Below are 13811 nucleotides of genomic sequence, written 5' to 3' on the forward strand. Positions count from 1 at the left end.
CGGGGCATGGCGACCGCCGCTCATGGCCGCCCTTGGCTCGTTGTGCGACTTGACGCTCGTGCTGCGACTCGATGCGTCGCGTCCGGGGGACCTGCTCTCCGGGCCGTTCTCACGCCGTAATGACATAATGTGCATTATCGGATCTAGCCTGGAAGTGGCAGATCTCAACACTTGCCGCGATCCCCGGGTTCGACACGACGGGTCAGGCACGGCGCTGTGCCACGCTGTGTTCGTGCGTCAGGATCCCATCGTCATCCAGCCTCACGACCCGCGCTGGCAGCACGACTTCGACGCCCAGCGGCGCGCCCTGGAGCGCGTGCTGGCCGGTTACCTGGTCGCACCTGTCGACCACATCGGGTCCACGTCGGTGCCCGGGCTCCCGGCCAAGCCGATCATCGACATGCTCGCCCTCGTCCACGACCACGGAGCCTTCGCTCGGGCGCTCCCTGGGCTGCTCAGGATCGGCTGGGTGCACGCCCCGGAACCTGGAGACGTCGAACGGCGCACGTGGTCGGTCTGCTTCCCGTCGGCGGAACTGCGCACGCATCACCTGCACGTCGTGGAGCACGCGTCCGCCGGTAGGCGCGACTGGCTGCTGTTCCGCGACTACCTGCGGACTCATCCCGAGGCGGCGCGGCGGTGCGCCGCGCTGAAGACCGAGCTCGCGGCGCAGGACCGGCGGGACCGTGTGCGGTACCGGTCCGGGAAGGCGCCCCTGATCGGCGAGCTGATGGACCAGGCCCGCGCCTGGAGCTCGCAGGCGCGGGCGTTCTGACATAACGAAGCCCTCGTCCGCTGGGCGCGCCTCGCATCAGAACCAGCGTGTCCGTACCGGCAGAATCACCGCGTGACCTCTCGATCCGCCGCACCTGACCCCGCTGTACCTGACCCCGCCGGCAATCACACGGTCGGCACTGACCCCGAGATCGTTGACCTCGCCGCGACGCTCCGCCGCCGTCCCACCGTGCGCCTCGGTGCGGACGTCGATCCGGGCTGGCACGACGCGCTCTCGCGATGGGCGCGCTCGAACGGGCTGGAGGTCACCGACACGGACGCGACGCTCGCGGTCACGACGGATCCGACGCAGGCGGTCCGCGCCGCCTGGGTCCACTCCCCCTTCGCCGGCGTCGAGCACCTGGCACCGGCCCTGCCGGACGACGTCGTCCTGACCCGCACCACTGGCACGATGCCCGGGCGGATCGCCGAGTACGTGCTGACCTGGGTCCTCGCGGAGCGCTGGCAGGCCGCCCGGTACCTCGCGTTGTCGACGACGGCGACCTGGGACGCGTCGAACCCGCCCGCGTCGCCCGAACGTCGCGAGGCCGCCGTCGTGGGCACCGGCGCCATGGGCGCGGCGATCGCCCGGACCCTGGCGACCCTCGGGTACCGCGTCGTGGGTCTGAGCCGGACAGGTCGTCCCGACGACGCCTTCGACGCCGTCCTCCCCCTTGCCGAGGCGTTCGGCGCCGCCACTCCCGCCACTCCCGCCACCACCGAACAGGCGTTCGATGCGGCGTGCACCGACGTCCTCGTGCTCGCACTCCCCCACACCCCGCAGACCGACGGGCTGGTCACGCCCGCGCTGCTGCGGGCCTTCGAGCGGGTGCACCTGGTCAACATCGGTCGCGGCTCCGCGGTCCGCACCACGACGCTGCTGAACGCGCTCGACACGGGCCGGCTGCGGCACGCCACGCTGGACGTCGTCGAGCAGGAGCCGCTGGAGGCGTCGTCACCCCTGTGGCGGCGGCCCGACGTCACGATCACGCCGCACGTCTCCGGGCTCACCCTCCCGTCCGACGTCGTGGCCGGCCTCGACGTCGCGCTGACGGCGATCCGGGCGGGGTCCCGCCCGGCGTCGGCCGTCGCCCGGGACCGCGGCTACTGACCGACCCTGCTGACGTCCCCTACTGGCTGTCCTGGCCTGCACTGTCCTGGCCTGCCGCGCTGTCCTGGCCGGGTGCGAAGGGCCACTCCTCGAACGCGCTGCACCGCCCGTCGTCGTCGAGCTCCAGGATCCAGAGGTCGCGCCACCGGTCCCCTGGTTCCAGGTACTCGACGTTCACCCGGACCACGGCGGTCGGCCCGTCGACGGCGAGCACCTGCGCCGTCAGCGTGAACTCCTCGTCGGGGCCGTCGCGGTGGCTCTCCCAGAACTCCGCGAGCGCCGGGAGCCCGACGACGGGTGGTGCCCAGGGTGAGGGCAGGTAGGTGGCTTCGGGGGTGAAGAGCTCGGCGAGGCCGTCGGTGCCGGCCGTGCGCCAGAGGCGTTCGTAGTCGCGGATCCAGGTCTCGACGGTGGTTCGCTGGGTCATCTTTCGAGGTTACTCAGTGGGTGCCGTCGTGGCCTGGGGTGCGCCGGGGGTGGTGGGTTCGGGTCGGTCGATCTGGTCGGCGAGGTGCTGCGGGGCCTGGATGCAGTAGGAGTCGGTGAGCAGCTCGGTGAGCTCGTCCCAGTCGGTGTGCTGGTCGAGGATCAGGCCGACGACGTTGGTGCCCCAGTCGGCCTTGAAGTACTGGGGGCCGAGGTGCTGGAACGCCGCGACCTCGTCGGGGTCGGCGCGGAAGGTGATCCGGACCTGGCCGTCCTCGCCGCCGAACACGTGGGCGACGGTGGCGTCCCGGGTCTTCCAGGCGACGCCTGTCCAGGCGTCGTGCTCGTGGCACTCGGGCAGGCGTTCGAGGATCGCGGCGAGCCGCTGGACGGCGTCGGCGGGGACGGGTGCGCGTTCGGTCACGTGCGTGAGTCTTGCACCCGCCACTGACACGCCCGCGGGGTGCGGCTCGGTGGGTCGGACGAGGTCGGGGTGCGTCAGACGAGGCCGAGCTCCCGGGCGCGGACCCCGGCCTGGAAGCGTGACCCGGCGCCGAGGGCGTCCATGAGCTCGGCGACGCGGCGGCGGTAGGTGCGCACGCCGAGCCCGAGCGTGCGGGCGGCGGTCTCGTCCTTGATCCCCTGGCTGAGGAGGTCCAGGACCTGGGGTGCGAGCTGGCGGATCTCGGCGATCCGGCTGTCGTAGACGTCCAGGTCGGTGGCGGAGCGCCAGGCGGCGTCGAACAGGGATGTGACGCCCTGGACGGTCTCGCGCTGGGTGATGACGCTGTAGCTGCGCTGCCCGGCGCGGACGTCGCCGGCGAGGATGACGAGGCGGCGGTCGAGGATGATCGTCTCGTTGATCTCGTCGCTCGTGATGCGGATCTGTGCGCCGTGGCGGTCGCGGTCGCGGGCCAGGCCCTGGGCGGCGACCGGGTCCAGGAGCAGGGCGGAGCGGTAGACCTTGCGGATGTGGACGTCGCCGGGCCGGCGGGTGCGGATCGCCTCGGCGAGCTCGCCGGACGCCTGTGCCCTGGCCCAGGTGGCGAGGTCGTTGGCGGCGCAGGCGACGTCGGTGGCGGAGGCCATCAGGTGCGCGGTGCGCTCCATGAGCTCGCGCTCGCCGTGCACGATGGTGACCATCTCGCCCGTCTGCATGACATCGATCATGCCTGGCGGCGCGAGGCGGCACCAGGCGCGGCCCGGGAGACGGCAACAACCTGCCAGCGCCGCGGGATCGGGCGGGCGCGGCGCGAGGCTGGCTTCATGACCACAGAGATGACCACCACTTCCGCCTCTACCCCCACCACGTGGCAGCTCGGCGACCGCACGGTCCACCGCATCGGGCTGGGCGCCATGCGGCTGATGGGCATGCCCTGGGACGAGAAGCCCCGGGAGCGCGGCTCGGCGCTCGCCGTGCTGCGCCGGGCCGTCGAGCTCGGCGTGAACCACATCGACACCGCGGCGTTCTACTTCACCCCCACGCGTTCGGCGAACGAGCTGATCGCCACCGCCCTGCAGCCCTACGCCGACGACCTGGTCATCACCACGAAGGTCGGTCCGGCCCGGTCACGCGACGGGCAGATGGAGCCCATGGCGCGACCCGACCAGCTCCGCGGCCAGGTCGAGGAGAACCTGCGCCAGCTCGGCCGCGACCACCTCGACGTCGTCAACCTGCGCTGGGGCACGCGGATGGCGGGCGAGGGCCGCGCACCCGAGTCGGTCGCCGAGCACTTCGGGGCGCTCGCGGAGCTGCGCGAGGCGGGCCTGGTCCGCCACCTGGGTGTCTCCAACGTGCTCGCCGAGCAGCTGACCGAGGCGCTGACCATCGCGCCCGTGGTGTGCGTGCAGAACCAGTACGGCCTCACGCACCGCGAGGACGACGACCTGGTCACCCTGTGCGGGGAGCGCGGCATCGCGTTCGTCCCGTTCTTCGCCGTGGGGGCGGCAGTCCCGGGCGCCTCCCCTGCGGGCGGCGCCGACGACACCGGCCGGGCCGAGGTGGAGGCGATCGCCGCGGCGCACGACGCCACCCCGGCGCAGGTACGGCTCGCCTGGACCCTGCACCGCGGCCCCCACGTCCTGGCGATCCCCGGGACCGGCAGCGTGGCGCACCTCGAGGAGAACGTCGCCGCGAGCGCCCTGCGGCTCACCGAGGAGGAGCTGGCGGTGCTGGACGGGATCGCGTAGTCCCTGGACGCGAGCCGTGCCGTCGGGCCGTCGCCGCGGCTCGCGTACCCTGACCTGCGTGAGGATCGCGGTCACCGGGTCGACCGGCGCGCTCGGCAGTCAGGTCGTCAACCTCCTGGCCGCGAGCGCCTGGCACGAGGTCGTGGCGCTCGCGCGTCGTCCGGCGGCGGTGCCGGCGAGGTTGTCCGAGCGGGTGCGGCGGTCGGGCGTGGTGACGGCGGTGGGGGCGGACTACGACGAGCCGGGGTCGCTGGTGGCGGCGCTGGGCGGTGTCGACGTGCTGGTGTTCGTGTCCGGGGACGGTGAGGCCGCGCGGATGCTGGTGCAGCACCAGAACGTGGTGCGGGCCGCCGTCGACGCCGGGGTGGGCCACGTGGTGTACCTGAGCGGGGTGGACGCGGACCTGGCCTCGCCGTTCTGCTACGCGTTCACCAACGGGTGGACGGAGCGGCTGCTGGAGGGCAGCGGGCTGGCGTTCTCGTTCGCCCGGGCGTCGCTGTTCACGGAGTTCTTCGCGGCGTTCCTGCGTCCGGCGCTGCGTTCGGGTGAGCTGCGGGTCCCCGCCGGGGCCGGTCGGGTGTCGCTGGTCTCGCGGTCGGACGTCGGCCGGTGCCTGGCGGCGCTGGCGGTGCTGCCGCCGAGCGGGCGGGCCCACGACCTGACGGGACCGGCGTCGTCGTCCCTGGAGGCCGTGGCCCGGGTGCTGAGCGGGGTCGCGGGGCGGCCGGTGCGGTACACCGACGTGCCGCCGCCGGCCCTGGCGGAGGAGCTGGCCAGGGCCGGCGAGGACCCGTGGTGGACGTACGCGTACTGCAGCATGTTCGCCTCGGTCCGTGAGGACCGCTGGAGCGGGGTGTCGCGGGAGGTGCTGCGGCTGACGGGCCAGGCCCCGGCGGCGCTGGACGTCGTCGTCCGCGCGTCCGCCTGAGCCGGCCCGTCCTGCCCGGCGTCACCGGCCTGGGTCACCGGCCTGGGTCAGCTGCCCGGTGGGTCACCGGTACTGCGCGACGATCGGGCAGTCCATCGGGTCGGCGTACCCCAGGCCGACGCGGTTGAGGTACTCGACGATGATCCCGTAGGACTCGAACAGCCCGGTCTCGGTGTAGGGGATGCCGCGCTCGGCGCAGAACTCCTGCACGATGGGGCGGACCTGGCGGAGGTTGACGCTGGGCATCCGCGGGAAGACGTGGTGCTCGACCTGGTAGTTGAGGCCGCCCATGGCCCAGGCGACGAACCGTCCGCCGCGGATGTTGCGCGAGGTGAGGACCTGGCGGCGCAGGAAGTCGATGCTGGTGTCCTTGGGCAGCAGCGGCATGCCCTTGTGGTTGGGGGCGAACGTGGCGCCCATGTAGAGCCCGAAGGTGGCGAGCTGGACCAGCATGAACGCCGTGCCGAGCACCGGCCCGAGGGTCAGGAGGACGACGGTGGGGAACCCGATGAGCCGGATGCCCAGGAGCACGCTCTCCGCCCCGCGGTGCTTGATCGCCGGGGTCGTGGCGAGCGTCTGGACCGAGTTCGCGTGCAGCACCGGGCCGAACAGCGCCAGCATCGGGAAGAACAGCCAGCCCTGCCGCCGGGTGACCCAGCCGAGGAACCCGGTGCGCCCGGCCTCCTCCCCCGGGACGAACACGAGCGCCCCCGTGGCGATGTCGCCGTCCTTGCCGATCACGTTGGGGTTGCCGTGGTGCTTGTTGTGCTTGCGGTTCCACCAGCCGATGCTCAGCCCGACGCCGAGGTTGCCGATGATGCGGGAGAACCACTCGTTGTGCTTCCCGGTGCTGAAGATCTGCTGGTGGCCGCCGTCGTGGGCGAGGAAGGCGCCCTGGGTGAACACGACGCCGAACAGCGCCGCCACGGCGAGCTGCCACCAGGTGTCGCCGAGGGTGAGCAGCAGCGCGAACGCGACCCCGAGGGCGACGGTGAATCCGATGGTGCGGCCGATGTACCAGCCGACCCGACGTCCCATCAGGCCCGCGGCGTTGGCGCGTTCGACGAGCTCGAAGTAGTCGTTGGTCTGCGCGTTGCGGGCCGTGCGTCGTTGGCGGGCCGGGCGGGGCGGGGCTTCGGTCGTCATGGGCGTCAACCTAGGAACTCGGTCGTGCACCGCGCGTCCCCCGCAGGAGCCAATCTCACCCCCTACGCAGGTAGCGGGTCAGGGTCCTCGACGGGCAGGGTCGCGGCGAGCTCGAAGCCGCCGTCGGGCGTGGGACCGGCGGTGACCGTGCCGCCGAGCGCCGCGACACGCTCCCGGATGCCGGCCAGGCCCAGGCGGGCACCCGGCGTCGGCTCGTCGTCGCGGTCGGGAGGCGTGTTGGTGACGCTGACCCGCAGCTCGTGCCCGTCGTCGGTGATGGTGACGACGATCGCGGAGCCCGGGGCGTGCCGCAGGGCGTTGCTCAGCGCCTCCTGGACCAGCCGGAACGCGGTGAGCCCGACGACCTCGGGTACCTCCGTTGCGGCCTCGCTGTCAGGGCCGGTGTCGGGGCCGGTGTCCGCGTTGTACGTGATCGCCACGCCGGAGGCCCGGGTGGACTCGACCAGCCCCGTGACGTCGGACAGGCCCGGCAGGGGCGCCGTGGGTGCCGTGTCGTGGCCGCGGAGGATGCCGAGCAGCCCGCGCATCTCCCCCAGGGCGCGCCGCGAGGAGGCGGCGATCTCCTCGAACTCGCGCTGCACCGCCTCGTCGAGGCCCGGCTGGCGGTAGCGCGCCGTGGACGCCTGGACGGTGATGACCGACATGCTGTGCGCGACGACGTCGTGCAGCTCGCGTGCGATCCGGTTGCGTTCCTCCAGCTCACGGCGCCGGCTCTTCTCGGCGGCGCTGAGCCGCTCGGCCTGCTCCATGCGCAGCACGCTCAGGCTCCACAGCCGCACGATCACACCGACCAGCGCGAACCCGCCGCTCAGGGAGACCAGGACGACACCGTTGGCGAAGGCGGACGGGTGCCCGCCGTCGCTCAGGACCGCGGGCGCCCATACGGTCAGCATCGCCCCGACCGACCACAGGGAGGCCGCCCAGTACCAGGAGTGGCGCAGGGCCAGGACGAACACCGTCAGGCAGTGCGCGAGCAGCACGGTGACCGGCCACGGCCAGGGCCACTCGGGGCCGGCGCCGGCGGTGACGATCATCAGGGGCAGGGCGCCCGCGACCGACGCGGCGAGCCCGGCCCACGGCCAGCGGACCGCCAGGATCGCGGCGGCGCAGTTGACGAGCGTGAAGGCCATCGCGGCCGCGGGGTGGGTGCCGTAGCCGGACGCGGTCACCGGCCAGCCGACGGCGACCAGCGTCACGGCCGCGACCGACACCAGCGACCACAGCCACACGACCTCGCGTCGGGCGATCGACACGGCGCTGACGTCCAGTCGCGTCAGCGAGCGCAGCCGGTTGAGGGAACGCGGCCGCGGCGGCGTCTCGGGTGGGTGATCCGTCATCACTCGCAGGTTATGCGCTCGTGCGCCCGTGGCGCGTCACCCGTACGACGGACCCCGGTGTCATACTTTCGGGTCGCGTCGGCCCCCGGGGCAGAGGGCGGCGCTCCCTCCCAGGTTAGGTTGTCCCCATGCCACCACCTCCCGACGCCGTCGGGCGCGACATCCGGGTCCTGATCGTCGACGACCAGTCGATGATCCGTGCCGGGTTCGAGGCCCTCCTGAACGCGCACGAGGGGATCACGGTGGTCGGCACGAGCGACGACGGCGCGGGCATCAGCGACGTCGTGCGGCGGGTGCAGCCCGACGTCGTGCTGATGGACATCCGCATGCCCAAGGTCAACGGCCTGGACGCCGCCCGCACGATCCTGGCGATGCCCGGCACCCCGCCCAAGGTGATCATGCTGACCACGTTCGACGCCGACGAGTACGTGTTCTCGGCGCTGCGCGCGGGCGCGAGCGGGTTCCTGCTCAAGGACTCCCCGCCCGAGGAGCTGACCCACGCCGTGCGGACCGTCGCGGCCGGCGACGCCCTCCTGTCCCCCAGGATCACCCGGGCCCTCATCGCGGACTACGCCGCGCGCCCGGCCACGCCCGCCTCGGTGGCGGGCACCCTGGGCGGGCTGACCGACCGCGAGCTGGACGTCATGAAGGCCGTGGCCGCCGGACGGTCCAACGCCGAGATCGCGACCGACCTGCACCTCGCCGAGCAGACCGTCAAGACGCACGTCTCGCGCATCCTGAACAAGCTCGCCCTGCGCGACCGGACGCAGATGGTGGTCTGCGCCTACGAGTCGGGCCTGGTGCGCGTCGGCCGCTGACGTCAGGGGGTGCTGACGTACTCCGCCAGGTGCTGGCCCGTCAGGGTCGGCTCGCCCGCCTCGGCCCGGGCCACCAGGTCGGCGGGCGTGCCCTCGAAGACGACCCGGCCGCCGTCGTGCCCCGCGCCGGGACCCAGGTCGATGATCCAGTCGGCATGCGCCATGACGGCCTGGTGGTGCTCGATGACCACGACCGACTTGCCGGACGCGACCAGGCGGTCCAGCAGGGCCAGGAGGTTCTCGACGTCGGCCAGGTGCAGGCCCGCCGTGGGCTCGTCCAGCACGTAGACGCCGCCGTCCTCACCCAGGAACGTGGCGAGCTTGAGGCGCTGCCGCTCACCCCCGGACAGCGTGGTCAGGGGCTGCCCGATCTTCAGGTACCCCAGACCGACGTCGGCCAGGCGCTGCAGGATCTTGTGCGCCGCCGGCGTCCGGGCGGGGCCCGACCCGAAGAACTCCTCGGCCTCGGCCACCGACATCGCCAGCACCTCGGCGATGTTCTTCCCGCCGTCGGCCGAACCGTCGGCCGAGCCGTCGGCCGGACCACCAGTCGAACCGCCGAGCTTGTACTCCAGCACGGCCGCCTGGAACCGCTTGCCCTCGCACTCCTCGCACGTGGTGGCCACGGTGTCCATGAAGCCGAGCTGCGTGTAGACCACGCCGGCGCCGTTGCAGGTGGGGCACGCGCCCTCGGAGTTGGCGCTGAACAGCGCGGGCTTGACGCCGTTGGCCTTGGCGAACGCCTTGCGGACCGGCTCCAGCAGCCCGGTGTAGGTGGCGGGGTTGGAGCGGCTCGAGCCCTTGATGGCGGACTGGTCCACCACGACCACGCCGTCGCGTCCCGCGAGGCTACCGTGGATCAGGGAGCTCTTGCCCGACCCCGCGACGCCCGTGACGACGCACAGCACGCCCGTGGGCACGTCGACGTCGACGTCGCGCAGGTTGTGCGTGCTCGCGCCGCGGATCTCCAGGGCGCCCGTGGCGGCCCGCGGGGACTCCTTCAGCGAGGCCCGGTCCGCCAGGTGCCGGCCGGTCAGCGTGCCGCTCTTGCGCAGGTCCTCGACGATGCCCTCGAAGCACACGGTGCCGCCGTCGCTGCCGGCGCCCGGCCCGAGGTCGACGACGTGGTCGGCGATCGCGATGGTCTCCGGCTTGTGCTCCACGACCAGCACGGTGTTGCCCTTGTCCCGCAGCTGGAGCAGCAGGTCGTTCATCCGCCGGATGTCGTGCGGGTGCAGGCCGATGGTGGGCTCGTCGAACACGTAGGTGATGTCCGTGAGCGCCGAGCCGAGGTGGCTGATCAGCTTGGTGCGCTGCGCCTCACCGCCGGAGAGCGTGCCCGAGGGCCGGTCCAGCGAGAGGTACCCCAGCCCGATCTCGACGAACTTGTCCAGCAGGTGCTGCAGGTTGGCCAGCAGTGGCGCGACGGACGGCTCGTCCAGCCCGCGCACCCAGTCGGCCAGGTCGCCGATCTGCATGGCGCACGCGTCGGCGATGTTGATGCCCCGGATCCGGGAGGCGAGGGCGGCCTGGGCCAGACGGGTACCGCCGCAGTCGGGGCAGGTGATGAACGTGACCGCCCGGTCCACGAAGGCGCGCAGGTGCGGCTGCAGCGCGTCGCGGTCCTTGGTGAGCATCGAGCGCCGCACCTGCGGCACCAGGCCCTCGTAGGTCAGGTTGGCGCCGCCGATCTTGCGCTTGGTCGCGTCCCGGTACAGGAAGTCGTGCCGCTCGGTCTCGTTGTAGTCGCGGATCGGCTTGTCACCGTCGAGGAACCCCGACTCGGTGAAGAACCGCACCGACCAGCCGCCCGCCTTGTACCCGGGCACCGTGATGGCGCCCTCGTTGAGCGACTTGTCCTCGTCGACGAGCTCGCTCAGGTCGATGTCCGAGACGGTGCCCCGGCCCTCGCAGGTCGGGCACATGCCGCCGTGGTACGTCGCCTCGCGCACGATCTGCTTCTCGCCCGTGGACGACGTCATCACGCCGCTGGCCGTGCGGGCCGGGACGTTGAACGAGTACGCGACCGCCGGGCCGGCCGACGGCGTGCCCAGGCGGCTGAACAGCAGCCGGAGCAGCGCGTTGGTGTCGGTCACGGTGCCGAGCGTGGAGCGCGGGTTGGCGCCCAGCCGCTCCTGCCCGACGACGATCGCCGTCGTCAGCCCCTCCAGGAGGTCCACGTCCGGCCGCGACAGCGACGGCATCATGCCCTGCACGAACGCGCTGTAGGTCTCGTTGATCATCCGCTGCGACTCCGCGGCGATGGTCGCGAACACCAGCGAGCTCTTGCCCGAGCCCGAGACCCCGGTGAACACCGTCAGCCGGCGCTTCGGAATCTCCAGGTCCACGTCCTTGAGGTTGTTCTCCCGCGCGCCGTGCACCCGGATCAGGTCGTGCGTGTCCGCCGGGTGGACACCGGCCGACGGCGTGTCCGTGCGGGCGGTGGTGCTGGTGGCTGTGCTCGCCGTGTTCATGCTCGGCCTTCCGTGTCAGTCGTACCGGAGGCGGACACCAGCGCGGGCCGGGGTTCCTCGGACGGTGGGGTGTCGGACGGTGGGGTGTCGGACAGCTTGATGGGATGCGGCTCGGTGTCGGACAGGTGGGCCTCGGCCGCCCGGAGGTAGGCCGCCAGTCCGGGGACGCACATGGTGCGTCGCTCAGAGCTGCTTGATGCGGACGGTGTTGCCCGCCGGGTCGCGGAACGCGCAGTCGCGGAACCCGTAGGGCTGGTCGACCGGCTCCTGCATGACCTCGGCGCCGCTGGCCTGCACCCGCTCGAACGCCGCGTCGAGGTCCGTGGCGCCCAGGATGACGGCGGCGTACGTGCCCTTGGCCATCATCTCGGCGACCGTGCGGCGCTCGTCCTCGGTGACGCCCGGGTCGGCCCCGGGCGGGGTCAGCACGATCGAGGTGTCCGGCTGGTCCGCCGGGCCGACCGTGATCCAGCGCATCGCGCCCTGCCCGACGTCGAGGAAGACCTCGAAGCCCAGCGCGTCCCGGTAGAACGCCAGGGACGCCTCCGGGTCGGTGTGCGGCAGGAACGTCTGGTGGATCGTCAGGCCCGTGCTCTTGCTCGTCTGTGTGCTCATGACGGTCACGCTAGGTCCGGACCCGGGGGTCGCGCTTCTCGATTCCTGACGGGCCTGGTCACCTGCTTGGCGATGCACGCCGGCAGACCCGCGGTGTCGACCTGCGCGCCCGCGAGCACCGGGTCGGCGCGGTACACGCTCGGCGGCACCCCGACCAGTTCCGTGAAGCGCGTGCTGAACGTGCCCAGCGACGAGCAGCCCACCGCGAAGCAGACCTCGGTCACGCTCAGGTCGCCCCGGCGCAGGAGCATCATGGCGCGCTCGATCCGCCGGGTCATCAGGTAGCTGTACGGGGACTCCCCGTAGGCGGCCTTGAACTGGCGCGACAGGTGCCCGGCCGACATGTGCACCCCGGCCGCGAGCGCCGCGACGTCCAGGGGCTGGGTGTACTCGCGGTCCATGCGGTCGCGGACGCGGCGCAGGAGCGCGAGGGTGCGCAGGTGCTCGGCGTCGGCCGTCGTGCCGGCTGCTGTGCCGGTCGCGGGGTTGCTGGTCACGTTCGTGATGGTGCCACGTCGAGGAGGCCGGGGCAGGTGTTGAGGCAGGTGTCAGCGGCTGAAGAACCGGAGGTAGTTCGTGTCGCCCCAGCCGTTGTCGGCGCCGTCGGCCTGGAAGCTGACGGCGACGGGGCCGCGGGCGTTGACGGCGACCTCGGGTGTCGTGCCGTAGCCGTAGGAGCTGACGACGACGTCGTTGAGCGGGGTACTGGTGCGGTCCAGGGTGACCAGCCGCAGCGTGCTCCGGGGGCAGCCGCCGCGCGCGACGACGCCGAACGCGACGTAGGAGCGTCCAGCGGGTGCGATACCGACGCCGGTGTTGACGAGCTCCCGGCACAGGAGGGGCACGCCGGCCGCGTAGGTCTTGGCCCACACGGTGGTGGTGGACCCCCAGCCCTCGCCGGCGGAGGTCTGTGCGAAGTGGCGGGTGCGGACCGAGAGGTAGCGCCCGTTCCGGTAGGGCCACACCACGCGGGTGTCGGTGGTGCCCGCGGCGAGCTGGGCGTCCTGCCCCACCGCGAACGCGTAGGCGGGGGTGGACGTGGTGGTCTGCTGGCGCCAGAGCTTGTCGCCCGCGGTGATCGTCTCGCGGCCCTGGCCGTCGGTCACGATGCGGGGCGCCCCGCCGGCCGGCGAGACGGTACCGAGGGTCTGTGGTGCGGTCCAGGTGGTGGCGCCGGGGCGGAGCACGGTGCGCCGGACTGCCTGGGTGGTGGTGCCGGTGGCCTCGGCCCAGACGACCGTCACCTTGCCGGCGTCGTTGATGGTCGCGGCGAAGTACCCGCCATCGGGCACACCGGTGACCGGGAGGGTCGTCCAGGTCGCGCCCCGCGGGTGGAGGCCCGCCATGAGGCCGTCGGGAGCACGCCAGACGACGACGGCGTCCCCGTCGGTGTTGGTGACGAAGCTGGTGGCCTGGTCGAGCTCGCCGATCGTCTCCGGCGCGGTCCACCGGCCGCCGACGAACTCCCGGGACACCAGGAACGAGTCGGGCCCGTGGGAGACGGCGATCCCGTACGCGCCGGACCCGGCACGGACGCTGCCGCCGTACCCGGGGATCTCGGTCGGGGCGGGCCAGGTCCCGTTGTACGTCGAGCCCAGGCTGAGGACCTCGAGACCCTCGCCCGGCACGGGGTGCGCGACCGTGTGCACCCGCCCGGACGTGGAGACAGCCGTCGACCAGGAGCCACCGCTGTGCTGCGTGGGCCAGCCCGGGGCGGGGTCGCCGGGCGCGGCATACGCCGGCAGGGGTGTCGCCGCCAGCGCCAGCGCTGCTGCCAGGGCGCCCACGATTCGTCGTCGCATCCGGGCTCGCCCTCCTCGGGGCCTCGTCGTCCTGTGGCGGTCTGCTCTGCGGCTTCCCAGCCGAGGTTAGCCCGCCGGGCACGCGTACGGACGAAAGCGACCGGGTGAACTCGGTGACATGAACTCGGCGACGTGAACCCGGCGGGTCCACCGCAGGAACACCACACCA

General features: G+C 72.6%; 14 protein-coding genes. 5 read left to right on the forward strand and 9 right to left on the reverse strand.

The features are described 5' to 3' along the window. The first annotated feature begins 232 nt into the window (after window positions 1-232). Window positions 233-775 (forward strand): GrpB family protein, encoded by a 543-nt coding sequence (locus tag ACH45N_RS15125; RefSeq protein ID WP_397395209.1) that lies wholly within the window; start codon window positions 233-235, stop codon window positions 773-775. Between the two features lie 72 nt (window positions 776-847). After that, window positions 848-1885 carry an NAD(P)-dependent oxidoreductase gene (locus tag ACH45N_RS15130; RefSeq protein WP_397395211.1) on the forward strand — a complete coding sequence of 346 codons (1038 nt, stop codon included), beginning with the start codon at window positions 848-850 and terminating at the stop codon, window positions 1883-1885. A 19-nt stretch (window positions 1886-1904) separates the two neighbouring features. Here ACH45N_RS15130 and ACH45N_RS15135 read toward each other — a convergent pair whose 3' ends face one another. The 3 genes from ACH45N_RS15135 to ACH45N_RS15145 form a co-directional block, all read right to left on the reverse strand. After that, window positions 1905-2312, reverse strand: a complete 408-nt coding sequence (locus ACH45N_RS15135; RefSeq protein ID WP_397395213.1) for a YybH family protein — start codon at window positions 2310-2312, stop codon at window positions 1905-1907. Window positions 2313-2321: 9 nt separating this feature from the next. Continuing rightward, on the reverse strand, window positions 2322-2735 hold the full coding sequence (locus tag ACH45N_RS15140) for an MmcQ/YjbR family DNA-binding protein (RefSeq protein WP_397395215.1): 414 nt from the start codon (window positions 2733-2735) through the stop codon (window positions 2322-2324). A gap of 74 nt (window positions 2736-2809) precedes the next feature. Beyond that, window positions 2810-3469, reverse strand: coding sequence for a DNA-binding response regulator (locus ACH45N_RS15145; RefSeq protein WP_397395217.1), 660 nt, complete (start codon window positions 3467-3469; stop codon window positions 2810-2812). A 108-nt stretch (window positions 3470-3577) separates the two neighbouring features. Here ACH45N_RS15145 and ACH45N_RS15150 point away from each other — a divergent pair, with 108 nt between their 5' ends. Together ACH45N_RS15150 and ACH45N_RS15155 are read left to right on the forward strand one after the other, a co-directional pair. After that, window positions 3578-4501 (forward strand): oxidoreductase, encoded by a 924-nt coding sequence (locus tag ACH45N_RS15150; protein WP_397395219.1) that lies wholly within the window; start codon window positions 3578-3580, stop codon window positions 4499-4501. A 58-nt stretch (window positions 4502-4559) separates the two neighbouring features. Beyond that, window positions 4560-5429, forward strand: coding sequence for an NmrA family NAD(P)-binding protein (locus tag ACH45N_RS15155; protein ID WP_397395221.1), 870 nt, complete (start codon window positions 4560-4562; stop codon window positions 5427-5429). Window positions 5430-5492: 63 nt separating this feature from the next. Here the strand turns inward: ACH45N_RS15155 and ACH45N_RS15160 are convergent, their stop codons facing one another. Together ACH45N_RS15160 and ACH45N_RS15165 are read right to left on the reverse strand one after the other, a co-directional pair. After that, a complete protein-coding gene (locus ACH45N_RS15160) occupies window positions 5493-6575 on the reverse strand; it encodes a fatty acid desaturase family protein (RefSeq protein ID WP_397395223.1) in 1083 nt (360 codons plus the stop codon). A gap of 62 nt (window positions 6576-6637) precedes the next feature. Continuing rightward, complete coding sequence (locus tag ACH45N_RS15165) at window positions 6638-7933, reverse strand: sensor histidine kinase (RefSeq protein ID WP_397395225.1); 1296 nt, start codon at window positions 7931-7933, stop codon at window positions 6638-6640. A 128-nt stretch (window positions 7934-8061) separates the two neighbouring features. On the opposite strand from ACH45N_RS15165, the gene ACH45N_RS15170 reads away from it, so the two are divergent. Then, the gene (locus ACH45N_RS15170) at window positions 8062-8751 is read left to right on the forward strand and encodes a response regulator (protein WP_397395227.1); all 690 of its coding nucleotides are present in this window, start codon (window positions 8062-8064) and stop codon (window positions 8749-8751) included. A gap of 2 nt (window positions 8752-8753) precedes the next feature. Here the strand turns inward: ACH45N_RS15170 and ACH45N_RS15175 are convergent, their stop codons facing one another. From ACH45N_RS15175 to ACH45N_RS15190, 4 genes are all read right to left on the reverse strand, one after another. Further along, window positions 8754-11225, reverse strand: a complete 2472-nt coding sequence (locus tag ACH45N_RS15175) for an ATP-binding cassette domain-containing protein (protein ID WP_397395229.1) — start codon at window positions 11223-11225, stop codon at window positions 8754-8756. A gap of 183 nt (window positions 11226-11408) precedes the next feature. Next, window positions 11409-11840: a VOC family protein gene (locus ACH45N_RS15180; RefSeq protein WP_377231276.1), complete on the reverse strand. Its 432-nt coding sequence runs from the start codon at window positions 11838-11840 to the stop codon at window positions 11409-11411. 5 nt (window positions 11841-11845) lie between these two features. Further along, window positions 11846-12241 (reverse strand): helix-turn-helix transcriptional regulator, encoded by a 396-nt coding sequence (locus tag ACH45N_RS15185; protein ID WP_397397467.1) that lies wholly within the window; start codon window positions 12239-12241, stop codon window positions 11846-11848. A gap of 147 nt (window positions 12242-12388) precedes the next feature. After that, a complete protein-coding gene (locus tag ACH45N_RS15190) occupies window positions 12389-13642 on the reverse strand; it encodes a hypothetical protein (RefSeq protein WP_397395232.1) in 1254 nt (417 codons plus the stop codon). Window positions 13643-13811 lie beyond the last annotated feature (169 nt).

It is taken from the genome of Promicromonospora sp. NPDC019610 (genome assembly GCF_044389365.1).
In the GTDB taxonomy this organism is placed as follows: Bacteria; Actinomycetota; Actinomycetes; order Actinomycetales; family Cellulomonadaceae; genus Promicromonospora.